Origin of the sequence: Brevibacterium sp. SMBL_HHYL_HB1 (assembly GCF_018208375.1) — a bacterium.
In the GTDB taxonomy this organism is placed as follows: Bacteria; Actinomycetota; Actinomycetes; order Actinomycetales; family Brevibacteriaceae; genus Brevibacterium; species Brevibacterium intestinavium.
On sequence record NZ_CP062936.1, the window covers coordinates 661,112 to 683,130 of the forward strand.

A 22,019-nucleotide genomic window follows, 5' to 3' on the forward strand; every position below is an offset into this window, starting at 1 on the left:
TTTCCCTCACCGAGGCGGCGCCGCATACGGAAGCGGCCGTGCACTCGAAAGTGCACGGCCGCCTCTGTGGGCCTGATGCCTGCATCTGGTCCTCCCGGAGGAGGCGGCTCAGGGCCCGATCACATGGATCAGAAAGCGCGCTGCAGGATCGCCTGTTTGACCTCGGCGATGGCCTTGGTGACCTCGATGCCGCGAGGGCAGGCCTCGGTGCAGTTGAAGGTCGTGCGGCAGCGCCACACGCCCTCCTTGTCGTTGAGGATCTCCAGACGCATGTCGCCGCCCTCATCACGCGAATCGAAGATGAAACGATGCGCATTGACGATCGCGGCAGGACCGAAGTACTGCCCGTCGGTCCAGAACACGGGGCACGACGAGGTGCAGGCAGCGCAGAGGATGCACTTCGTGGTGTCGTCGAAGGCCTGACGCTGTTCGGCCGACTGCAGACGTTCGCGAGTGGGCTCGTGACCGGAGGTGACGAGGAACGGCATGATCTCGCGGTAGGACTGGAAGAAGGGCTCCATGTCCACGATCATGTCCTTCTCGAGCGGCAGGCCCTTGATCGCCTCGACGGTGATCGTCTTGGACGTGTCGAGATCCTTCAGCAGGGTCTTGCAGGCCAGACGGTTGCGGCCGTTGATGCGCATGGCATCCGAACCGCACACACCATGGGCGCAGGACCGGCGGAAGGACAGCGAGCCGTCGATCTCCCACTTGATCTTGTGCAGGGCATCGAGCACACGGTCGGTGCCCTGCATGGTGATGTTGTACTCCTCCCAGTGCGGCTCCGTGTCCTTCTCGGGATCGAACCGTGCGATGAGGAAGGTGCAGTCGAAGGTCGGAATCGATCCGGCCTCGCCCGCGACGTGATCGGGAAGATCGATCTTCGACGCCGGCTCAGCGGGTGTTGTATCGGTGCTCATCAGTACTTACGCTCCATCGGCTGGTAACGGGTGACGATGACGGGCTTCGTCTCAAGACGCATGCCCTTGATGCCGTCGGTCTCCGCTTCGGGATCGAGGTAGGTCATCGTGTGGTGCATGAAGTTCTCGTCGTCACGATCCGGGAAGTCCTCGCGGAAGTGTCCTCCGCGCGATTCCTTCCGGTGGATGGCCGCGACCGAGATGACCTCGGCGAGTTCGAGCAGGAAGCCCAGCTCAACGGCCTCGAGCAGATCGAGGTTGTAGCGCTTACCACGGTCCTGGATGCCCACGTTGTTGTAGCGTTCGCGCAGCTTGGCGATCTCGTCGAGGGCTTCTCGCAGGGTCTCGTCGGTGCGGAACACCTGCACGTTGGCATCCATGAGCTCCTGCAGATCCTTGCGGATGGCGCCGATGCGCTCGGTTCCATCGGAGGTCCGCATCTTCTCGAGCATCTCGACGACGTCGGTCTCCGGATTCTCCGGAAGCTCGACGGCTTCGGCGTTCTGCGCGTATTCGGCAGCGGCGATGCCGGCGCGCTTGCCGAAGACGTTGATGTCGAGAAGCGAGTTCGTGCCCAGACGGTTCGAACCGTGCACGGACACACAAGCGCATTCGCCGGCGGCGTAGAGGCCGGGGATGACGTTATCGCTGTCGGCGAGGACCTCGGCCTTGACGGTCGTCGGGATGCCGCCCATGGCGTAGTGCGCGGTCGGGAAGACCGGAACCGGCTCGGTGTAGGGCTCCACGCCGAGGTAGGTGCGGGCGAACTCGGTGATGTCCGGCAGCTTCGCGTCGATGTGCGAGGGCTCGAGGTGAGTGAGGTCGAGCAGGACGTAGTCCTTGTTCGGTCCGCAGCCGCGGCCCTCGCGCACCTCGTTGGCCATCGAACGGGCCACGATGTCACGCGGGGCGAGGTCCTTGATCGTCGGGGCGTAGCGCTCCATGAAGCGCTCACCCTCGGAGTTGCGGAGGATTCCGCCCTCACCGCGGGCGGCCTCGGACAGCAGAATGCCCAGTCCGGCGAGGCCGGTGGGGTGGAACTGGAAGAACTCCATGTCCTCCAGCGGGATGCCGCGGTTGTAGGTCACGGCCATGCCGTCGCCGGTCAGCGTATGAGCATTCGAGGTGGTCTTGAAGACCTTGCCCACGCCTCCGGTGGCGAAGACGATCGACTTGGCCTGGAAGACGTGGATCTCACCGGTGGCCAGTTCGTAGGACACGACGCCTGCCGGACGCTTGACCCCGTCGACCTCGGTCATGATGATGTCGAGGACGTAGAACTCGTTGTAGAACTCCACACCGTGCTTGACGCACTGCTGGTACAGGGTCTGGAGGATCATGTGACCGGTGCGGTCGGCCGCATAGCAGGAGCGGCGGACGGCGGACTTGCCGTGGTCGCGAGTGTGGCCGCCGAAGCGGCGCTGGTCGATCTTGCCCTCGGGGGTGCGGTTGAACGGCAGCCCCATCTTCTCCAGGTCGAGCACGGCGTCGATGGCTTCCTTGGCCATCACCTCGGCGGCGTCCTGGTCGACCAGGTAGTCACCGCCCTTGACGGTGTCGAAGGTGTGCCATTCCCAGTTGTCCTCTTCCACGTTCGCCAGTGCTGCGCACATGCCGCCCTGGGCTGCGCCGGTGTGCGAACGGGTGGGGTAGAGCTTGGTCAGCACTGCGGTGCGGGCACGCTGGCCCGACTCGATCGCCGCACGCATGCCGGCGCCGCCGGCACCGACGATGACGACGTCGTAATGATGTACCTGCATATTTCTCCTTTAGGCCTTGCAGAACTCAGCCAGGACCGAGGGATCCGCTCCGGCCGGGCAGGGATCGAACGTGAAGATGACGAGCGTGCCGAGCACGATGACGATGACCGAGGCGATGTAGAGGATCACCTGCAGGGCCATGCGAGTGCTGGGCTTCTCGGAGTAGTCCATGATGATGGTGCGCAGACCGTTGGTGCCGTGCAGCATCGCCAGCCAGAGCATGAGCAGATCCCAGATCTGCCAGAACGGGCTGGCCCACTTGCCCGCGACGAAGCCGAAGTCGATGGCCTGCACGCCGTCTCCGGCCCACAGATTGACGAAGAGGTGGCCGAAGATGAGGATGACGAGGATCACGCCTGAGACGCGCATGAACAGCCATGCGAACATCTCGAACTTCGAACGCGTGGACTTGTGCCGGGAGTAACCGGTCCGCGGAGCCGGAATGGATGTTGTGCTCATGTCAGCCTCCGAAAGTGTGCATCAGCTGGCGGGGAATGAAGGCGATCATGATGATGAGCCAGACAACGATGACTCCCCAGAACAGCTTCTTCTGGTTTCTCGGGCCGCTCTTCGAGAAGTCGACGAGAATGACACGAAGACCGTTGAACGCATGGAATGCGATGGCGGCGACGAGAGCGATCTCACCGAATGCCATGACCGGTGTCTTGTAGGTTCCGATCACTGCGTTATAGGCCTCGGGCGAGACGCGGACGAGGGCAGTATCGAGCACGTGGACCAGAAGGAAGAAGAAGATTCCGACGCCTGTGACGCGATGCGCGACCCAGGACCACATTCCTTCGTTTCCTCGGTACAGAGTGCCCGTAGACGCTTTGGCCACGGAGCATCCTCCATCTTGATAATTCGGGTGTGTACGTCTAGAAACTACGCTCAACACCGCTCCCGTGCCAGTCGAGACACCCCCGAGCGCGCCGGATCACACCTCAACCCTGGCAATTCCCTCAAAACTGGGATTCCACGTCTCACGAATTCGCATTTACATCACAATCGCCTTCTCTAAATCATGCGGTCTCCGCGCTGACCTGGGCCGCCCGGCGCAGCCACCTGTCCTGCCGATGGCGGCCCGACGATTGAGGATGTCCCCACCTCCGGGCAGGGGCAGACCGCATCCGACACGGCGGACAACCTCGGTGAAGCGCTGCCCGGACTCTGAGACACTGAAACCGTGAACACGCACTTCCACGCCATCATCCCCGCCGGCGGATCCGGAACTCGTCTGTGGCCGCTGTCGCGGCGAGCGACGCCGAAGTTCCTCCATGACGTGCTCGGCCTCGGGCGCAGCCTGATCCAGGCCACCTGGGACCGAGTGGCCCCGCTGGTCGGTGAGGACAACGTCTGGGTCGTGACCGGACGAAGCCATTTCGAGCAGGTCGCCCAGCAGCTGCCGGACATCCCGCGGTCGAAGATCGTCACCGAACCCTCACCGAAGGACTCCGCGGCGGCGATCGGCCTGGCCGCCATGCTCATCGCCCGTGAGGACCCCGAAGCGATCGTCGGATCCTTCTCCGCCGACCATTCGATCACGAACGTCGACGAGTTCCGCCTCGTCATCGATCAGGCCGTCGCCGCCGCCGAGACCGGCGACATCGTCACCATCGGCATCATGCCCCGCCATCCTGCAACCGCCTACGGCTACATCGAGACCGGTGAGCTGCTCGGTCTGCAGGGAGCTCCGACCGCCAGGCGGGCCCAGGCGTTCGCGGAGAAGCCAGAGGCCAGCACCGCCCGCACATATGTCAACTCCGGACGCTACCGGTGGAACGCGGGCATGTTCATCGCCAAGGCCGCCTCGCTGCTCGAGGTCCTCGCCGAGGAGGACCCGGCCCTCTTCGCCGGACTCAGCCGCATCGCCGAGGCCTGGGACACCCCCGACCACGACGAGGTGCTCGACGAGGTGTGGCCCGGGCTGGAGAAGCGGGCTATCGACTACGTAGTGGCCGAGCCCGCCGCCGCTGCCGGTCGGGTCATCGTCATCCCCGGCGACTTCGGGTGGGACGACGTCGGCGACTTCGATTCGGTCGCGCGGCTGCGTCAGCCGGTGCCGGGCGAACCGCGAGGGGTGATCTCCATCGGCGGCAACACCGACCTGCTGGAGGTCGACGCCTCGGGGGTGGTCTTCTCCGAAGGGCCCAAGACCGTGGCCATCGTCGGCCTCGACGACCTCGTGGTCGTCGACACCGACGACGTCCTGCTCATCACCTCCCGCTCGCACGCGCAGGATGTCAAGAAGGCGGTCTCGGCGGCCGGGGAGCGCGGACTCGACGAGCTGCTCTGAACCGGATCGATCACCCCGTACCGGGCCGTCCCCGAAGCACAGCTGTCACCGCGGCATCGCGGTCAGTATGTCGAAATTGGTCGCAGTCGGCACAATTGTGACAGGGCCTGCCTCTAGCATTGCTCTCAATGTTCGACATCACCCGTCCCCGACCTGCGCTCACTGAAGGACCCGACGTGATCAGCTCGACTATCGCTGAGATCGGTGCAGAGCTCATCGATTTCCGCCGCGACATCCATGCCCATCCGGAACTGTCCTTCCAGGAGTTCGAGACCACCGACAAGATCGTGGCCCGCCTCGAGGCCGCCGGCCTGCAGCCTCGGCGCCTCGAAGGCACCGGGGTCGTGTGCGAGGTCGGCGATGGACCTCTGGCCCTCGGGCTGCGCGCCGATATCGATGCCCTGCCCGTCGACGACCTCATCGACGAGGACTTCCGCTCCACCGTGCCCGGAGTCGCCCACGCCTGCGGCCACGACGTGCACCTGACCTCCCTGATCGGCGCCGGCATCGCCCTGCAGAGACTCCACGAATCACGCCCCGGAGGACTCGGCGGCCGTGTGCGCCTGATCTTCCAGCCCGGTGAGGAGGTCACCCCCGGAGGAGCGCTGCGCGTGATCTCCCAGGGCGTGCTCGACGACGTCCCCGAGGTCTACGCTGTCCACTGCGACCCGAACGTCGACATCGGCAAGGTGGGCTCGCGCATCGGCGCCATCACCGCCGCCGGAGACACCGTGATCATCCGCCTGTCCGGCCACGGCGGACACACCTCCCGACCGCATCTGACCGAGGATCTCGTCTACGCCCTGGGCAAGCTCGCCACCGATCTGCCCTCGACCCTGGGCCGACTCATCGACCCCCGTCATGCGATCTCGCTCGTCTGGGGCGAGATCAGCGCCGGGCACGCGGCCAACGTCGTCCCCAGCGAGGGGATTCTGCGCGGCACGCTGCGCTGCCTCGACGTCGACGGGTGGAACCAGGTCGCCGAGGTGCTGCCCGAACTCGTCGACCGCATCGCCGGCCCGTACGGGGTCGAGGTCGACCTCGAACACCGCCGAGGCGTCCCCCCGGTGGTCAACACGGAGGACCAGGTCACGCTCATCGAATCCGCCGTGCGCGGTGAACTCGGGGAGAACGCCGTCCAGCTGACCCCGCAGTCGATGGGCGGAGAGGACTTCGCCTGGTATCTCACCCACTGCCCCGGCGCCCTCATCCGCCTGGGCACCCGCACCCCCGGCGGCATCACCTACGACATCCACCAGGGCGATCTGCTCATCGACGAACGCGCCGTGGAGATCGCCGCCCGCGTCTTCACCGCCACAGCGGTCAAGGTCCTCGAACGCGATCGTTGACGACCACGGTCACCGCGGGCCCGTACCGGTAGTCTGGAAGCCATGAGGAAGACAGTTCGGAGCCCGTTTCTGGCCGCTGGTGCGGCCTGTGCCTTGACGCTCGGTGCGTGTTCGGCGACGGCCTTCGAACCGCTCGAGGAATCGAGACTGGGCTGTCTCGTCTCCGCTCCGGCCGGATTCGACGACCATTCGGCCGGGGCCCTGACCCTCGAGGAGACGGAACTGGCCCGCGCCGCCGGCGTCTTCTCCGGCACCTCGAGCCAGCGCGTCTCGGGCGCTTCGGCCACCTCGGAGGCACTGGAGCGGATGCACGGGCAGGACTGCGCCCTGACGACGGTGATCGGTCCCGGCGGCGCCGATGAACTCGCCGAATTCGCCTCCGGACATCCCGACGACCTGTTCCTCGGCGTCTCCAGCGGTTCGCAGGATCTGCCGGAGAACGTGCTGAGCATCGGCTTCGACCTCGTCCCACCGGCCTTCATCGCCGGCTACACCGCAGCCACGGCCACGGAGACCGGAGAAGTCGGTGCCGTCGTCTCCCGCGGCTTCCCGCAGGCGGAGAAGATCCTCACGGCCTTCGACGCCGGGGTCGACCTCTACAACGAGGAACGGGACGAAGGCGTCGACGAAGTGCAGTCCCACCGCAGCGCCTCGACGGTCAACCGCACGATCGATGACACCCGGGCTGCGGGGGAGGACTACTTCTCCGCGGCCTTCGACTCCGACGTCGACGTCGTCATGCCCTTCGGGTCGGCTGCCGCGATGGGAGTGGTCGCCTCGGCGGACGAGGAACGGCAGCATCTGATCGCCTCCGCGGAAGAGAGCGAGGACGACGATGGGGGCCGGCACCTGCCGAAGCTGATCTGGTACGGCACGCCCGGGGGCTTCAGCAGGACGATCGTGGCGACCGTCGAACCGAACGTCCGCCGTGGGCTGCGGGCCATGTTCCCGGACTGGCCGCAGAGCAAGAACCCCGACGAGGTGGCTCCGCAGTCGGAGTCCGAGCCCGAGGAGATCGGCGGTTTCCGCGTCACCGACCGCCGGTATCAGGGCACGATCGACAACGGCGGGGTCCGGATCGTCGCCGAGGACGGCTTCCTCTCCCGCGTCTCCGACGCCGGTCGCGTCATCACCGATCTGCGCGAGCGGATCAAGAGCGGAGAGATCGACCCCGAACAGGACTGAACCCGCACGGGCGCTCGTCGACCGACGCTTGCGACCTCGGACCGATTTCCTCCGCCAGCCGACAGCCGATCAGCGGTGTCATCGGATAAGCTGAGACGGTGATGAATGTACCCGCCGGCGTCGCCTCCGACGACCCCATCCTGCAGCTGCCCAAAGTCTCCCTCCACGATCACCTCGACGGTGGCCTGCGCCCCGAGACGATGATCGAGCTGGCCGACCGGATCGGCCACACCCTGCCGGCCGATGACGCCGAGTCGCTTCGCCGCTGGTTCTCCGAATCGGCGAACTCCGGCGACCTCGTCCGCTACCTCGAGACCTTCTCCCACACGGTTGCGCTCATGCAGGACCGTGAGGGCCTGCGGCGTGTGGCCAAGGAATGGGTGCTCGACCAGGTCGCCGACGGCGTCTTCTATGCGGAGACCCGCTGGGCTCCCGAACAGCACCTCGAGGGCGGGCTCGAACTCGACGAGGCCGTCGAAGCCGTCCAGGAAGGGCTCGAGGCCGGAGTCAGCGAGGCCGCGGCCGAAGGCAAGTACATCCGCGTCGGCCAGCTCATCACCGCGATGCGCCAGGCCGACAACTCGCTGGCGATCGCCGAATTGGCCGTCCGCCACCGTGAGAAGGGCGCGGAATCCGGAGTCGTGGGCTTCGACATCGCCGGTCCCGAGAACGGCTTCCCGCCGTCGGCGCACCTGTCGGCCTTCAATGCCCTCCACCAGGCCTATGTGCCGGTGACGATCCATGCCGGCGAGGCCGCGGGCAAGGAATCCATCCACGAGGCGATCACGATCTGCCATGCCCAGCGCCTGGGCCACGGCGCCCGCATCGTCGAGGACATGGACATCGTCGACGGGGAGGGCCAGCTCGGCAGCCTCGCCGCCTGGGTCCTCGACCAGCAGATCCCGCTCGAACTGTGCCCGAGCTCGAACCTGCAGACAGACATCGGCGGCACCATCGCCACCCACCCGATCACGGGACTGAAGGATCTCGGCTTCGCCGTCACCGTCAATCCGGACAATCGGCTGATGTCGGGGACCTCGATGACACGCGAGATGCGTCTGCTCGTCGACGAGGCCGGCTGGACGCAGACGGACCTCGAATGGGCCACCGTCAATGCGGTCACCGCCGCCTTCCTGCCCCTGGACGCGCGGGAGCGCATGCTCGACGAGATCCTCATTCCAGGCTTCGCCCGGGTGACCATTTGACCGAGGACGCGAACGCGGCCGAGGTGCCCGCCCCCAGGGCGATGCTGTTGGTCGTCATCGTCCTCGGCATCCAGGCCCTGGCTCTGGTGGGGGCGGCGGTGTCGTTCGTCATCACCGCCTTCGGCACCGGGGAGCTGGTCTCCTCGCTGCTCGGGCTGGCCGTGATGTTCCTCATCTTCGCCGCCGGGGTCGGTGCCGCGGCGCGCGGGGCCTGGCATCTGCACCGGTGGGCGCGACCGGCCGCGATCGCCTTCGAACTGCTCGTCATCGTCTTCGGGTTCTCCGTCATCGGCGGGTCCCTGTGGCTGGGGCTGGCCTGCCTGGTCACCGCCATCGCCGTGATCATGGGATTCTTCCTGCCCGCGGTCGTCGACGCCTACAACCGGGCGCTGCACGACTGACCTGCGCACACCTCACCGAGGAGGCGACCAGTTCTGCACCCTGGCCGCCTGCGCTGCGATGAGCCTGGCCGAAACGGCGGAGAAGACCGCGTCGCGGATGCCGGCCAGCAGCGGCGAACCGAGCTGGAACACCTGCCCCATCAGGCGGGACTTCTTCGCAATGGACTGACTGCGCGGCCGGCGGAGGGCATCGTAGCGGCGCAGAGCCTGATCGAGGCATGCCCAGGAGGCCTCCGGAACTGCCCGGCCCCGCCTCCCAGCGGGGCGGCCCTCTGGCAGGCCCGCCTGGCCGAGCAGCGGCGCCAGCAGGGCCGTCAGAGCCGCCGCGTCCTCGAGCGCCTGCCCACCTCCCTGCCCGAGATTCGGCGTCATCGCATGCGCGGCGTCGCCGAGGAGGACGACCCGGTCTCGGTGGAATCGAGGCAGAAGGGGCGAGAGATCGGCGATCGGTGTCCGGTGAACCGCCTCGACGTCGGTGGCGGCGATGAGTTCGGCGATGGGGCAGTGCCACCCGGTGAACATCTGCTCGACGGTCGACTTCTCATCGGCGAAGACCGCATCCTGCGGCATGTTGGCGACGGCGAACCAATAGACGCGGCCATCGGCCAACGGAGCGATGCCGAAGCGGCGACCGTACCCGACCGATTCCCCGGCCTCGCCGGACAGATCCACCGGCACCGAGGTGATGCCCCTCCACGCGGAATACCCGGCGTAGCGCGGTCCGGCTCGCCCTCCGTCGATGACGGGGCGCACGCGACTGTGCAGTCCGTCGGCGCCGATGACGAGGTCGAAGCCCTCCTCGTCCGCGGCCGAGGCGGCGCGGCCGCGGACCGTCACGGTCCCCTCGGGGGTGGCCGAGGCGACCTCGGCGCCGGTGCGCACCGTGTCCGGTCGGAGCGCGCCGAGCAGGATGCGGTGCAGGTCAGCTCGGTCGACGACGCGCAGCGAACCGACGGCGTCCTCGGGCACTTGTGCGATCCAGCGCCCGTCGGCCCGGCGCTGACCTGAGGCGAAGCCCTCGACCCCGCGGTCGGTCACGGCTTCGAAGTCGTCGAGCAGTCCCAGTGATTGCAGAGCGGCGAGCCCGTTGGCGAACAGGGACAGTCCCGAACCGCCGGCGCGAAGCTCGGGTGCCCGTTCGAACACGGTCACCTCGGCGCCGGCCCTCTGCAGACCCACGGCCGCCGAGAGCCCGCCGATTCCGGCTCCGACGATGGCGATCCTCATATGGTCATCGTTCCACGTCCGTGTGCAGCCGGCGATCGCCTCATCCGGTCACTGGAGGTATTCGGAGCAGGCCTCGGTGAGGAAGTCGCCGGCGACCCCGCCCTCTTGGCCGAGGCTGATGGCCGTCTTCTGGATGCCCCACCAGACTCTCGGAGAGCCGCCCCACTGCTGGCGGAACTCCTCGCGCCGACTGGAATCCTCGGCGAGATCGTTGGCGGCGAGCCCGATCCGGTCCTGCGCATCATCGGCGGTGCAGCGGGCTTCGTCGTCGGGGCCCTTCGGATCGAGCTCCGGGATGTCCTCGTCGTCGACGGTCTTGAGGGTGTAGGCGGAATTGCCGATCTCATCGACATCGAAGGTGCCGTGGATGAGCAGGAACGGGGAGAGGTCGTCATCGACGTTCTCAGCGTCGACAGTCACGCTGACACTGTCGGGGCTGTCCGCGGTCACGGTCGTCTCACCTGTCTCGGGCACTTCGGGGTTGCCGGTGTGGACGTAGACCTTGAGGTAGGCTTCGGTGTCGTTCTCGGCCGCCTCGGCGAGGCCCTGCCACAGCGGGTCCGTATCCTTCTCCCCACCCGGTGAGGTGTCGACGACGGTGACCTCGGGGGCATCGTCGGGCGTCTCGATCGGAGTGACCTCCTCCTTGCTCACCGACGGGCGCGGCTGAGGACGGGTCTCCTCGGACGTCGACACACAGGCCGTCGTGGCCAGCAGTGCAGCGGCGGACAGTGCAGCTAGTGGGCGAAGTCGCATGATTCCTTCAGGTGTCGTCGGTGTCCCAGGGGAAGAGGACCCACACCGTCGAGGTCCTCGTCCTCAGCCTAATCCGAGACCTGCCCCGAGCCCGGTCGGACGCGCGGTGTCGGGGCGAACCGAGTCGCTCAGCCTCGGTGTTCGGCTACGATGTCGCGCAGACTCCGCCGCTGCCGGCCAGCGGAGTCGAAGTTCGCTTCGTCGAGCCATTCGAGGTGCGCCGCTCGCAGGGCCGGCCATTCGGTGTCGATGATCGAGAACCACGCGGTGTCGCGGTTGCGGCCCTTGACCACGAGGTGCTGCCGGAACACGCCTTCGCGGGTGAAGCCGAACCGTTCGGCCGCGCGCTTCGACGGCCCATTGTCGTCATCGCACTTCCACTCGAAGCGTCGGAAGCCGCCGGAGAACACGAGATCGGCGCAGAGGAAGAGCGCCTCGGTGGCCGCGCGGGTCCGCGACAGCGCCGGACCCCAGAGGATGTGGCCGATCTCGATGACGCCGTTGTGCGCATCGATGCGCATCAGCGCCTGCCGGCCTTCGGCCCGACCGGTGGCCCGGTCGACGACGGCGAAGAAGAGGGGATCGGAGCTGACAGCCGCCTCGGCGATCCAGGCATCGAAGTCCTCCCGGTCCGTCTGCGGGGTCTGCGGCAGGTATCGGAACCGCTCCTCGATTCCTTCGGGCGCGGAGACCGCGGCGAAGAGACTGTCGGCGTGCACTGTCGGGTCCAGCGGTTCGAGGTCGACCCAGCGACCCCGGATCCTGTCCCGCCGAGGCGGCTGTGCGCCGTTGAAATCGATCGTCATGATTGCCTCCTTCGTCGTCATCGACCCGGTGGTCGGGCGGTTGCGCGACTGTCGGTCATTCCTCGTCGCTGTCGAATCCGGTGGAGAGTTCGCGCAGCAGAGAGGCGAGCTTGCGGCTGCCGGCGGGGGTGAGTCCGCTGAGGATGGCGCGCTCCTTGACCAGCAGGTCCGCCAGTGCGGAGTCGACGGTGGCGCGACCGCTGTCGGTGAGCTGGACCAGCACACCGCGACGATCACCGGGGTCGGGGCGGCGTTCGACCCAGCCGCGCGCGACCAGGCGGTCGATGCGATTGGTCATGGTGCCGCTGGTGACGAGCGTCTCCTGGAGCAGCGTCGAGGGGGAGAGCTGATACGGCTCACCCGAGCGCCGGAGGGCGGAGAGCACGTCGAAGGCCCAGCCCTCGATGCCGTAATCGGAGAAGCTCGTCTTGCGCGCGAGGTCCAACTGCCTGGCCAGACGCGAGACGCGGGAGAGGATCTCCATCGGCGAGACGTCGAGATCTGGACGCTCGTGTCGCCAGGCTGCGACTATTCGGTCCACTTCGTCCATGGATCAAGTTTACGTCCATATCAAGAATCTTGACGACAAAGATACTTTTTGACGAGACATTCCTTACGCTTGAAGGGCCCATCAGCCTGCTGGTTTGGAGCCACGGGTGCGTTTGGGAATATGGTTGTCCTTGGTTGTTGCATCCGTCAACTAACCTGCAGGGGGCAAACCACCCGGCAGTGAGAGCGAAGGAATACACGTGGATCTTTTCGAGTATCAAGCACGTGACCTGTTCGAGAAGCACGGAGTGCCCGTGCTCAAGGCCCAGGTCGCGACGACGCCAGGCGAAGCGAAGACGGCCGCCGAGGCCCTCGGCGGCGGAACCGTCGTCGTGAAGTCTCAGGTCAAGATCGGTGGCCGCGGGAAGGCCGGCGGCGTCAAGGTGGCCAAGAACCCCGACGAGGCCGAAGCACGTGCCAAGGACATCCTGGGACTCGACATCAAGGGCCACATCACCGAAAAGGTGATGGTCGCCGAGGGTGCCGACATCGCAGAGGAGTACTACTTCTCCGTCCTCCTCGACCGCTCCAACCGCACCTACCTGGCCATGTGCTCCAAGGAAGGCGGAATGGAGATCGAGCAGCTGGCCGTGGAACGCCCGGACGCGCTCGCCAAGATCCCCGTGTCAGCGATCGACGGCATCAACGCCGACAAGGCGGCCGAAATCGCTCAGGCCGCTGGCTTCGACGCCGAGACTGCCTCGAAGGTCGCCCCCGTGCTGACCAGCCTGTGGACCGTCTTCGAGAACGAAGACGCCACCTTGGTCGAGGTCAACCCGCTGGTCAAGACCGGTGCCGGTGACATCCTCGCCCTCGACGGCAAGGTCTCCCTGGACGACAACGCCGACTTCCGTCACGCCGAGCACGAGGAGCTGCGCGACATCAGCGCGGAGAACCCGCTCGAGCTCAAGGCCAAGAAGCTCGACCTCAACTACGTCAAGCTCGACGGTGAGGTCGGAATCATCGGCAACGGCGCGGGACTGGTCATGTCGACCCTCGACGTCGTCGCCTACGCCGGTGAGAAGCACAACGACGTCAAGCCCGCGAACTTCCTCGACATCGGAGGCGGCGCCTCGGCCGAGATCATGGCCAACGGTCTCGACGTCATCCTCGGCGATGAGCAGGTCAAGTCCGTCTTCGTCAACGTCTTCGGCGGAATCACCGCCTGTGACGCCGTGGCCGACGGCATCGTCAAGGCCCTCGAGATCCTCGGGGACCAGGCCACGAAGCCGCTGGTCGTCCGCCTGGACGGCAACAACGTCGAAGAGGGGCGCGCGATCCTCGAGAAGGCCGCGCACCCGCTCGTCACGCTCACTGACACGATGGACGGTGGAGCCGACAAGGCCGCCGAACTGGCTGCTGCCAAGTAAGGGAAGGTCTTTACAACAATGTCTGTCTTTCTGAATTCCGATTCGAAGATCATCGTCCAGGGCATCACCGGCGGAGAGGGCTCGAAGCACACCGCCCGCATGCTCGCCGCCGGATCGAACATCGTCGGCGGCGTCAACGCCCGCAAGGCCGGCACCACCGTGAGCCACAGCGACAAGGACGGCAACGAGCTCGAGCTGCCCGTCTTCGCCTCCGTGACCGAGGCGATGGAAGCCACCGGTGCCGATGTGTCCGTGGCCTTCGTGCCCCCGGCGTTCTCCAAGGACGCCGCGATCGAGGCCATCGACGCAGGTATCGGTCTGCTCGTCATCATCACCGAAGGCATCCCGGTTCAGGATTCGGCCGAGGTCTGGGCTCGTGCGCAGGCGGCCGGCAACGCCACCCGCATCATCGGACCCAACTGCCCGGGCATCATCACCCCCGGTGAGTCGCTGGCCGGCATCATCCCGGCCAACATCACGGAGAAGGGCAAGCTGGGCCTCGTCTCGAAGTCCGGCACGCTGACCTACCAGATGATGTACGAGCTGCGCGACCTCGGCTTCTCGACCGCCATCGGCATCGGCGGAGACCCGGTCATCGGCACCACCCACATCGATGCGCTCGAAGCCTTCGAAGCCGACCCGGACACCGAAGCCATCGTCATGATCGGCGAGATCGGCGGCGACGCCGAGGAGCGGGCCGCGGCCTTCATCAAGGACAACGTGTCCAAGCCGGTCGTCGGCTACGTCGCAGGCTTCACCGCTCCCGAGGGCAAGACCATGGGCCACGCCGGCGCCATCGTCTCCGGCTCCTCGGGAACCGCTGCCGCGAAGAAGGAAGCCCTCGAAGCGGCAGGCGTCAAGGTCGGCAAGACCCCGACCGAGACCGCCGAGCTCATGCGCGAACTCCTCGCCTGAAAGTGCCTGCCCGGCGCTGAGGCTCTGACACTCTGAGTCTGCGCAGCCTCTCAGCCTGTGGCGTCACTCAGCTGAGTGCACCGCGGCCCGTCTCCCACAGCGGAGGCGGGCCGCGGTGTATTCATCGGCCCGCCTCAGAGGCTCGTGGCCGCCTCCGCCGCTGGTGGCCGGCTCCGCCTGCGGGATCGTCCGGCTCAGGGCGGCTCGGGATTGCTGGTCCGGGCGGCAGCCGAGAGGCTAGTCTGAGAATGTGAACACCCAGGCATCTGACCAGACAGCGCAGCCCCGGACCTCCTCGCACTCCCGATCCGCGGTCCCGCCGATCGACACCGCTGCCGCGACGCACCCGCGCAACTTCGGCTCCGACAACTGGGCCGGAGCCCACCCCGAGGTCATCGATGCGATTGTCGCAGCCAACGTCGGCCACGCACCCGGCTACGGCGGCGATGCCTGGACCGCGCGCTTCCGCGAGATCATGGCCCACCACTTCGGACCCGACGCGCAGGCGTTCCCGGTCTTCAACGGCACCGGCGCCAATGTCCTCGCCCTCCAGTCGGCCCTGCCGCGGTGGGCCGCGGTGATCACGGCCGCCTCGGCGCACATCAACTACGACGAGACCGGCGCCCCGGAGAAGGTCGGCGGGCTCAAGATCGTCGGTGCCGCCACCGAGAACGGCAAGCTGACTCCGGAGACCATCAAGGGTGCGATCATCGGCCGCGGACACGAGCACAATGCCCAGCCGCTGGCGGTGAGCATCTCGCAGTCCACCGAATGGGGCACCACCTACACGCCCGAGGAGATCGCGGCGATCGGGCGCACCGCCCACGAACTCGACATGATCGTCCATGTCGACGGATCCCGACTGGGGAACGCCGCCGCCCACCTCGGCGTCGGACTTCGCGACATCACCACCGCCGTCGGCGTCGACATCATCAGCCTCGGCGGGACGAAGAACGGCCTGCTCGGCGCCGAGGCCGTCATCGTTCTCAACCCCGACATCAGCCAGGGCATGCGCTTTCTGCGCAAGATGAACCTGCAGCTGGCCTCGAAGATGCGTTTCCTCTCGGCCCAGTTGAACGCTCTGTACGAAGGCGATCTGTGGCGCAGATCGGCCGAACGGTCCAATGCGATGGCCCGCTGCCTCGCGACCCGCCTCGCCGAGGTGGCCGAGCAGGGCCGTGTCCCCGGCCTCGAGATCGTCCAGCAGGTCGAGTCGAACGTCGTGTTCGTCCGGATGCCCGCCGAGGTGGCCGACCGAGCACGTCAGAGGTTCGCCTTCGCGGACTGGCCGCTCGAACAGGACATCGTCCGGCTCATGTGCTCGTACGACACCACCACAGAGGACGTCGACGCCCTGGTCACCGCCATCGTCGGTGAGTGATCCCGACCCCGGCGCAGTGCGTTGGGAACGAGGACCGCTTGACCGCAAGAGACAAGAAGGAGAGGAATGAAGAAGGCCTTCGTCCCCGCTCTGGCCGTGCTGCTCGTGCTCATCGTGGTAGTCATCGGGTACATCCTCAACTCGGGACCGACCTCGGGGGAGACGGCGGGAGAGGACGCTGAGGACTGCGATGTCTCCGCCTACACCATGGGCGTGAAATGGCAGCAGCAGAGCGCAGAGGCTGCCGCCCTGCAGGGACAGACCTACGAGCTGGCCACCAGGCAGCTGGACAGGGCCGTGGCCGCTGCGCCGGAGGACGAGGATCTGGCCGTGATGACCGACCTCGACGAAACGGCCATCGACAACTCGAAGCTGCTGGCCCGCGATATCGCACAGTGCCATGACTTCAGCGGCTGGGACACGTGGGATGACTGGGAGAAGAACGGCGAGCCGAGCAAGATCCCCGGCGCGTTGGAATTCTTCAACCATGCCGATGACCTCGGCGTCGACATCTACTACGTCTCAGACCGAACCGAAGACAACCAGGCGGCCAATGTCGAAGCCCTTGAGAAGCTGGGTCTGCCGCAGGCCGATGCCGAGCACGTCATGCTGCTCGGCCCGCCGAAGGACGAACGCCGTGCGAAGGTCGAATCGGACCACACCCTCATCATGCAGCTCGGCGACACCCTGCACGACTTCGACGGCGCCTTCGCCGACGCCTCGCTCGACGAGCAGCGGAGGCTCGTCGAGGCGAACAGTGAGAAGTTCGGCTCCGAGTGGTTCATCCTGCCCAACCCCACCTACGGTGACTGGGCCGAATCCGAGCTCGACGAATGGGACGCGCCCGTGCGCACCGATGATTGAGACCGGACGTCCGCGAGCCGGATGGCCACGGGCACCGAGTCGAGTGCCCACCGGCTCTGAGACAGACGAATGCCCCGCACCATCCGAGGTGCGGGGCATTCTCGCGCAGACAGGAGAGAGTCACTTCTTCGTTCGATCGACCTTGACGGAGACGACGGGGACATCGGAGTCGAGGATGATGCGCTGAGCTGTCGATCCCATGATCAGCTTGCCCACGGGGGAGCGGCGCCGCGAACCGATGACGATCATGCGAGTGTCCGAGGTCGCCTCGGCCAGCGCCAGGAGCTCTTCGACGGGATCATTGCCGCGGAGGAACTGGAGGATCTCGTGGGAGACCTCGGACGACTGCAGCGTCTCCTTGAGCTCCTCGATGTCCTTGCTGGTGGCCACGCCGCGTTCGTCCGGAGTCTCTCCGATCCCGGCGTTGAGCACAACGACGACATCGTCGAATGCGCGGGCCTGCTCGATGCCGAAATCGACAGCGGCCCGTCCCTCCGGGGAAGGGGAATAACCGACAAGGATGGTCATGATCTCTCCTGATGCGACATTGGACGAAGGTCCCTCAATTTGTAGCACATCCGCCCTTGTCCGAAGGGTGGCAGGCCGGGACTCGGACTGAGAACTTCGCAGTTCTTCGCGGCAGCGAGGCGATGACGCGTGGTGACCTCATCCACCTGGCCCGACCTCGGACTCCCAGCATCGAGATGTTGGAATGAGTTGGAAAATGTTGAATTGTGATTGACTCACGGTGAGCTGGGTCATAGAATCAATGAAACCAACAGATAACCACGTCGGTTATCGCTCGGAACTGTGAGTCGGAGTTCCCCGCCTGCGCTTAAGAGAAAGGGCCGGACGTGTTCGCTGAAGAACGGCAACGACGCATCGCCGAACTGGTCAGCAACGCGGGACGGGTGAACGTCACGGATCTGGCCGTCGACTTCGACATCACCACGGAGACCGTCCGACGCGATCTCGCCGCGCTCGAGAGGGCCGGCGCCCTTCAGCGAGTCCACGGAGGCGCCGTGCCGCGGCGGGCCCACAGCCTGGAGGAGCCGACCTTCGGCGATCGTGAGATCCACAACCTCGCGCAGAAGACGGCCATCGCGCAGGCCGCCCTCAGCCTGCTGGGGGAGACCATGAGCATCTCTCTGGACGGCGGTACGACCTGCGCCGCCCTCGCTCGCGCGATCGCCGAGGAGGCCCACGAACGTCAGGGTGCCGAGCTGCGTCCCCGTCAGCTGCGCGTGGTCACGAACTCCCTGTCCGTGATCGACAGCCTGGCCAACGCACCGGGAATCGAGATCTTCGTTCTGCCCGGACGATTCCGTCCCATCACTCGTGCGATGGTCGGCCCCCAGACGATCTCGGCGATCGACGAACTCCACGTCGATCTCGCGGTCCTGGGCACCAACGGACTGAGCGAGGACGGGTGTTCGACTCCCGATCACGATGAGGCGGCGACGAAGACCGCGTTCGTCCGCAGCGGGCGACGGGTCGCCGTCCTGGCCGATTCGGCGAAGATCGGTGCCGTCTCGCTCGTGAGATTCGCCGCCCTCGAGCGCATCGACCACCTCATCACGGACGCCGCACCCCGTCCGCCCCTGTCGACCCACCTGACGAACGCGGAAGTCGAGGTCCTCGCCCCATGATCCTCACCCTGACAGCGAACCCGAGCCTGGACCGGACCATCGAACTCGGCGGCCCAGTGCTCAGGGGCCAGGTGCAGCGAGCCGTCTGGGCCGGTCAGCAGCCCGGCGGGAAGGGAGTCAACGTCTCCCGCGCCGTCGCCGGCGCCGGTCGGCCGACCCGAGCCGTGCTGCCCGGAGACGGCGATGACCCCGTGCTCACCGGCCTCGACGCAATCGGTCTGGCGCATGACTCGATTCCCACAGGCGCTCCCATCCGCTCCAACATCACCGTCACGGAACCGGACGGCACGACCACCAAGATCAACGAACCCGGAACCGCGCTGACCCCAGCCCGCCAGGCCGAGGTGATCGACCTCGTGGCCGGCCTCGCCGCCGACGCGGACTGGGTGGTTTTGGCCGGCTCGCTGCCGCCGGGCGTCGAGGACGACTTCTACGCCCGGACCATCACCGCCGTCCGGCAGCTGCCGCAGCCGCCGTCGATCGCCGTCGACACCTCGGGTGCACCCTTGGCCGAGGCGCTGAGGCAATCACCCGACCTCATCAAACCGAATGCCGAAGAGCTCGCCGAACTCCTGGCCGCCGCCGGCCTTCTCGAAGAAGCGGGCCTGCTGGACGACACAGACCTGGGACCCGACGCAGACGCGGACATCGGACCCGACGCGGACGCGGACCTCGCGGGCTCGGCCCAGAAGGTCGGCCAGCTGCAGGCGACCCGCCTGAGGACCAGTCAGGTGCGGGACATCGCCGACCGTTTGGAGTCCTCTCCGGAGCTGACCGCACAAGCGACTCGGACTCTGCTGAACTCCGCCGGCGCCCGGCCGCGATCGATTCTGGCCACGCTCGGGGCAGGCGGTGCGGTGCTGGCCGTGCCCGACGGCAGCTGGCACGGACAGCATCCGCCGGTCGAGGTCGTGAGCACAGTGGGGGCCGGCGATTCGACTCTGGCCGGCTACCTGCTCGCCCGCACCGACGGCGACGAACCGCACGTGGCCCTGGCCCGCGCGGTGGCTTACGGAGCAGCCGCCGCCAGTCTGCGCGGCACAGGCCTGCCGACACCGGCAGACGCCCGGCTCGACACCGTGACCGTGACACCGCTGATCGCACCGCAGGCGGAAGCACAGCGACGACAGAACAGCAGACATCTCAACCAACACGAGGGCGCCGCCCCCGAAGCCGAGGAGGCATGATGGCATCGCTCATCACAACAGACCTGGTGGCACTCGACGTGGACCAGGGGACGGAGTCGTCCGCTGTCATCCGCGCCATGGCCACCGCAGTCGCCGAGCAGGGTCGGGCGAGTTCCGCCGATGATCTCGCCGCCGCAGCGATTGCGCGCGAGGAGAAGACGCCGACGGGAGTTCCCGGAGGCATCGCCATCCCGCACGCCCGCTCCGAGGCGGTCACCGAACCCAGCCTGGTGATGGCGCGCCTGACCCCACCGGTCGACTTCGGAGCGAAGGACGGTCCGGCCGATCTCGTGTTCATGATCGCCGCCCCGGAGGGAGCCGGAAAGGAACACCTGGCGCTGCTGTCGAAGCTCGCCCGTTCGCTGGTGAAGAAGGATTTCGTCGCCTCCCTGCGCGCGGCCGAAAACGCCCGGGAAGTCGTCGACCTGGTCGAGACCGCCCTCGGCCTGCGCGAAGACGAGTCCGCGTCCGCTGAGTCCCCACCCGCCGAGTCCGCCGCACCCGCCGCCGAGGCGGCCCCCGGCGGATCGTCGGAGACCGCCGCGACGTCCGACACCACCGGCGCAGACTCCGCCGAAGGTCCCCGCCGGGTCGTCGCCGTCACCGCCTGCCCGACGGGCATCGCCCACACGTACATGGCCGCCGACGCCCTGGTCGCCGCGGGCTCCGAACTCGGCGTCGAGGTCGTCGCCGAGACGCAGGGCTCGAGCGGCACCACCCCGATCGACGCCTTCGTCATCGAGGCCGCCGATGCCGTCGTCTTCGCCTCCGACGTCGACGTCCGCGACAAGGCCCGCTTCGTCGGCAAGCCCTATGTGCAGGTGCCGGTGAAGGCCGGGATCGACGATCCTCAGGGACTCATCCGCAAGTCCCTCGCCGAGGCGGCCGATCCCAACGGCCACCGAGTCACCGCCGGCCGCTCCGACGAGGAGGAGGCCTCCGGAACCGGAAGCGGGGCACGGGAGAGCGCAGGCGCGCACCTCAAGCGCGTGCTGCTGACCGGGGTCAGCTATATGATCCCCTTCGTCGCCGGCGGCGGCCTGCTCATGGCCCTGGGGTTCCTCCTCGGCGGATTCGACATCTCCGACTACTCGGAGGACATCGTCCTGGGCAACTCCCTGTGGAACCTGCCCACCGAATACGGTGATCTGGCCCTCGGGCCGGTGGGAGCCTACCTCGGAGCGGTGGCCTTCCAGATCGGCAACCTGTCGATGGGCTTCCTCGTCGCCTCCTTGGCCGGCTACATCGCCTTCGGCATCGCCGATCGGCCGGGCATCGCCCCCGGATTCACCGTCGGAGCCGTCGCCGTGCTCATGGGCGCCGGATTCATCGGCGGCATCATCGGCGGACTCCTCGCCGGCTACGTCGCCCTGTGGATCGGTTCCCTCAACGCGCCGAGGTGGCTGCGCGGACTCATGCCGGTGGTGATCATTCCGCTCGTCGCCTCGCTCGTGTCGTCGGGGCTGATGTTCATGGTCCTCGGCGGACCGATCAGCGCCCTGACCGAGGGACTCAACAACTGGCTGAGCTCGATGACCGGGGCCACCGCGATCGTCCTCGGGCTCATCCTCGGTGTCATGATGGCCGTCGACCTCGGCGGGCCGGTCAACAAGGTCGCCTACTCGTTCGCAGTGGCCGGACTGGCCACCGGCTCGGTGGACAACCCCGCGCCGTGGGAGATCATGGCCACGGTCATGGCCGCCGGAATGGTTCCGCCCCTTGCCATGGCTCTGGCGACGGCTCTGCGCCCGCGCGTCTTCTCCCAGGCGGAGAAGGAGAACGGAAAGGCCGCCTGGCTGCTCGGCGCAGCGTTCATCTCCGAGGGAGCGATTCCCTTCGCAGCCTCCGACCCGCTGCGGGTCATTCCCGCCTCCGTCGTCGGCGCCGGTGTGACCGGCGGGATGACGATGGGGCTGTCGGTGACCAGCCAGGCCCCTCACGGCGGCGTGTTCGTCTTCTTCGCCATCGACAGCTTCCTGTTCTTCCTGCTCGCGATCGCCGTCGGCACGGTCATCAGCGCCCTCCTGGTGCTGGTGCTCAAGATCTTCGTCCGCAAGGGCGGATCCGCCGGGCTCGACGGACAGACGCAGGCTCCGGCGGAGACCTCGGCAGCGACGGCGCCGGCCGCCGATCAGGGCGAGTCGGCGGGCTCGAACGCCGACGCCTCGATACGGTGAACACACCATGACGAACGAAGGAGTG

Annotated in this window: 21 protein-coding genes; 12 read left to right on the forward strand and 9 right to left on the reverse strand. The window is 67.0% G+C overall.

Annotation, left to right across the window (positions count from 1 at the left end):
- Nucleotides 1-128: 128 nt before the first annotated feature.
- Genes IG171_RS03060 through sdhC form a run of 4 tightly spaced genes read right to left on the reverse strand, consistent with a single transcriptional unit; the run spans nucleotide 129 to nucleotide 3,518 of the window.
- The gene (locus IG171_RS03060) at nucleotides 129-920 is read right to left on the reverse strand and encodes a succinate dehydrogenase iron-sulfur subunit (protein ID WP_212129790.1); all 792 of its coding nucleotides are present in this window, start codon (nucleotides 918-920) and stop codon (nucleotides 129-131) included.
- Entirely contained in the window at nucleotides 920-2,680 is a 1,761-nt protein-coding gene (sdhA, locus tag IG171_RS03065) for a succinate dehydrogenase flavoprotein subunit (protein WP_212129791.1), read from the reverse strand. Before sdhA ends, IG171_RS03060 begins: the two co-directional genes overlap by 1 nt.
- A gap of 9 nt (nucleotides 2,681-2,689) precedes the next feature.
- Nucleotides 2,690-3,139: a succinate dehydrogenase hydrophobic membrane anchor subunit gene (locus tag IG171_RS03070; protein ID WP_212129792.1), complete on the reverse strand. Its 450-nt coding sequence runs from the start codon at nucleotides 3,137-3,139 to the stop codon at nucleotides 2,690-2,692.
- A 1-nt stretch (nucleotide 3,140) separates the two neighbouring features.
- Nucleotides 3,141-3,518, reverse strand: coding sequence for a succinate dehydrogenase, cytochrome b556 subunit (sdhC, locus tag IG171_RS03075; protein WP_212129793.1), 378 nt, complete (start codon nucleotides 3,516-3,518; stop codon nucleotides 3,141-3,143).
- Nucleotides 3,519-3,863: 345 nt separating this feature from the next.
- Here sdhC and IG171_RS03080 point away from each other — a divergent pair, with 345 nt between their 5' ends.
- The 5 genes from IG171_RS03080 (at nucleotide 3,864) to IG171_RS03100 (ending at nucleotide 9,113) form a co-directional block, all read left to right on the forward strand.
- Entirely contained in the window at nucleotides 3,864-4,973 is a 1,110-nt protein-coding gene (locus tag IG171_RS03080; RefSeq protein ID WP_212129795.1) for a mannose-1-phosphate guanylyltransferase, read from the forward strand.
- Between the two features lie 176 nt (nucleotides 4,974-5,149).
- Nucleotides 5,150-6,322, forward strand: a complete 1,173-nt coding sequence (locus tag IG171_RS03085; protein ID WP_212129797.1) for an amidohydrolase — start codon at nucleotides 5,150-5,152, stop codon at nucleotides 6,320-6,322.
- Nucleotides 6,323-6,364: 42 nt separating this feature from the next.
- On the forward strand, nucleotides 6,365-7,507 hold the full coding sequence (locus IG171_RS03090) for a BMP family ABC transporter substrate-binding protein (protein ID WP_212129798.1): 1,143 nt from the start codon (nucleotides 6,365-6,367) through the stop codon (nucleotides 7,505-7,507).
- Nucleotides 7,508-7,608: 101 nt separating this feature from the next.
- Nucleotides 7,609-8,712: an adenosine deaminase gene (locus IG171_RS03095; RefSeq protein WP_212131504.1), complete on the forward strand. Its 1,104-nt coding sequence runs from the start codon at nucleotides 7,609-7,611 to the stop codon at nucleotides 8,710-8,712.
- A complete protein-coding gene (locus IG171_RS03100) occupies nucleotides 8,709-9,113 on the forward strand; it encodes a hypothetical protein (protein WP_249204013.1) in 405 nt (134 codons plus the stop codon). Before IG171_RS03095 ends, IG171_RS03100 begins: the two co-directional genes overlap by 4 nt.
- 12 nt (nucleotides 9,114-9,125) lie before the next feature.
- On the opposite strand, the gene IG171_RS03105 is transcribed toward IG171_RS03100, so the two are convergent.
- From IG171_RS03105 to IG171_RS03120, 4 genes are all read right to left on the reverse strand, one after another.
- Nucleotides 9,126-10,340 carry an FAD-dependent monooxygenase gene (locus IG171_RS03105; protein ID WP_212129799.1) on the reverse strand — a complete coding sequence of 405 codons (1,215 nt, stop codon included), beginning with the start codon at nucleotides 10,338-10,340 and terminating at the stop codon, nucleotides 9,126-9,128.
- Nucleotides 10,341-10,388: 48 nt separating this feature from the next.
- Nucleotides 10,389-11,096 carry a hypothetical protein gene (locus IG171_RS03110; protein WP_212129800.1) on the reverse strand — a complete coding sequence of 236 codons (708 nt, stop codon included), beginning with the start codon at nucleotides 11,094-11,096 and terminating at the stop codon, nucleotides 10,389-10,391.
- Between the two features lie 128 nt (nucleotides 11,097-11,224).
- Nucleotides 11,225-11,902, reverse strand: coding sequence for a GNAT family protein (locus tag IG171_RS03115; RefSeq protein ID WP_249204014.1), 678 nt, complete (start codon nucleotides 11,900-11,902; stop codon nucleotides 11,225-11,227).
- Nucleotides 11,903-11,957: 55 nt separating this feature from the next.
- Complete coding sequence (locus tag IG171_RS03120) at nucleotides 11,958-12,452, reverse strand: MarR family transcriptional regulator (RefSeq protein ID WP_212129802.1); 495 nt, start codon at nucleotides 12,450-12,452, stop codon at nucleotides 11,958-11,960.
- 199 nt (nucleotides 12,453-12,651) lie between these two features.
- Between IG171_RS03120 and sucC the strand changes: the two genes are divergently transcribed.
- The 4 genes from sucC to IG171_RS03140 all read left to right on the forward strand — a co-directional run bounded on the left by sucC (nucleotide 12,652) and on the right by IG171_RS03140 (nucleotide 16,981).
- Entirely contained in the window at nucleotides 12,652-13,821 is a 1,170-nt protein-coding gene (gene sucC, locus IG171_RS03125) for an ADP-forming succinate--CoA ligase subunit beta (protein ID WP_212129803.1), read from the forward strand.
- Between the two features lie 18 nt (nucleotides 13,822-13,839).
- Nucleotides 13,840-14,736 carry a succinate--CoA ligase subunit alpha gene (gene sucD, locus IG171_RS03130; RefSeq protein ID WP_212129804.1) on the forward strand — a complete coding sequence of 299 codons (897 nt, stop codon included), beginning with the start codon at nucleotides 13,840-13,842 and terminating at the stop codon, nucleotides 14,734-14,736.
- 322 nt (nucleotides 14,737-15,058) lie between these two features.
- A complete protein-coding gene (locus tag IG171_RS03135; protein ID WP_249204281.1) occupies nucleotides 15,059-16,117 on the forward strand; it encodes a beta-eliminating lyase-related protein in 1,059 nt (352 codons plus the stop codon).
- 66 nt (nucleotides 16,118-16,183) lie between these two features.
- A complete protein-coding gene (locus tag IG171_RS03140; protein ID WP_212129806.1) occupies nucleotides 16,184-16,981 on the forward strand; it encodes an HAD family acid phosphatase in 798 nt (265 codons plus the stop codon).
- Between the two features lie 120 nt (nucleotides 16,982-17,101).
- Here IG171_RS03140 and IG171_RS03145 read toward each other — a convergent pair whose 3' ends face one another.
- Nucleotides 17,102-17,509, reverse strand: a complete 408-nt coding sequence (locus IG171_RS03145) for a universal stress protein (RefSeq protein ID WP_212129807.1) — start codon at nucleotides 17,507-17,509, stop codon at nucleotides 17,102-17,104.
- Between the two features lie 326 nt (nucleotides 17,510-17,835).
- Here IG171_RS03145 and IG171_RS03150 point away from each other — a divergent pair, with 326 nt between their 5' ends.
- Genes IG171_RS03150 through IG171_RS03160 form a run of 3 tightly spaced genes read left to right on the forward strand, consistent with a single transcriptional unit; the run spans nucleotide 17,836 to nucleotide 21,994 of the window.
- Nucleotides 17,836-18,630, forward strand: a complete 795-nt coding sequence (locus tag IG171_RS03150; RefSeq protein WP_212129809.1) for a DeoR/GlpR family DNA-binding transcription regulator — start codon at nucleotides 17,836-17,838, stop codon at nucleotides 18,628-18,630.
- Complete coding sequence (locus IG171_RS03155) at nucleotides 18,627-19,817, forward strand: PfkB family carbohydrate kinase (RefSeq protein WP_212129810.1); 1,191 nt, start codon at nucleotides 18,627-18,629, stop codon at nucleotides 19,815-19,817. Before IG171_RS03150 ends, IG171_RS03155 begins: the two co-directional genes overlap by 4 nt.
- Nucleotides 19,817-21,994: a fructose-specific PTS transporter subunit EIIC gene (locus IG171_RS03160; RefSeq protein WP_212131506.1), complete on the forward strand. Its 2,178-nt coding sequence runs from the start codon at nucleotides 19,817-19,819 to the stop codon at nucleotides 21,992-21,994. The genes IG171_RS03155 and IG171_RS03160 overlap by 1 nt, the downstream gene beginning before the upstream one ends.
- Nucleotides 21,995-22,019: the final 25 nt, after the last annotated feature.

Bases quoted from the DNA above. Each gene is read 5' to 3' on its own strand.
- IG171_RS03060 (WP_212129790.1), bottom strand. From the start codon at position 920: ATGAGCACCGATACAACACCCGCTGAGCCGGCGTCGAAGATCGATCTT.
- sdhA (WP_212129791.1), bottom strand. From the start codon at position 2,680: ATGCAGGTACATCATTACGACGTCGTCATCGTCGGTGCCGGCGGCGCC.
- IG171_RS03070 (WP_212129792.1), bottom strand. From the start codon at position 3,139: ATGAGCACAACATCCATTCCGGCTCCGCGGACCGGTTACTCCCGGCAC.
- IG171_RS03090 (WP_212129798.1), top strand. From the start codon at position 6,365: ATGAGGAAGACAGTTCGGAGCCCGTTTCTGGCCGCTGGTGCGGCCTGT.
- IG171_RS03095 (WP_212131504.1), top strand. From the start codon at position 7,609: ATGAATGTACCCGCCGGCGTCGCCTCCGACGACCCCATCCTGCAGCTG.
- IG171_RS03105 (WP_212129799.1), bottom strand. From the start codon at position 10,340: ATGAGGATCGCCATCGTCGGAGCCGGAATCGGCGGGCTCTCGGCGGCC.
- IG171_RS03110 (WP_212129800.1), bottom strand. From the start codon at position 11,096: ATGCGACTTCGCCCACTAGCTGCACTGTCCGCCGCTGCACTGCTGGCC.
- IG171_RS03115 (WP_249204014.1), bottom strand. From the start codon at position 11,902: ATGACGATCGATTTCAACGGCGCACAGCCGCCTCGGCGGGACAGGATC.
- IG171_RS03120 (WP_212129802.1), bottom strand. From the start codon at position 12,452: ATGGACGAAGTGGACCGAATAGTCGCAGCCTGGCGACACGAGCGTCCA.
- sucD (WP_212129804.1), top strand. From the start codon at position 13,840: ATGTCTGTCTTTCTGAATTCCGATTCGAAGATCATCGTCCAGGGCATC.
- IG171_RS03140 (WP_212129806.1), top strand. From the start codon at position 16,184: ATGAAGAAGGCCTTCGTCCCCGCTCTGGCCGTGCTGCTCGTGCTCATC.
- IG171_RS03145 (WP_212129807.1), bottom strand. From the start codon at position 17,509: ATGACCATCCTTGTCGGTTATTCCCCTTCCCCGGAGGGACGGGCCGCT.
- IG171_RS03155 (WP_212129810.1), top strand. From the start codon at position 18,627: ATGATCCTCACCCTGACAGCGAACCCGAGCCTGGACCGGACCATCGAA.
- IG171_RS03160 (WP_212131506.1), top strand. From the start codon at position 19,817: ATGGCATCGCTCATCACAACAGACCTGGTGGCACTCGACGTGGACCAG.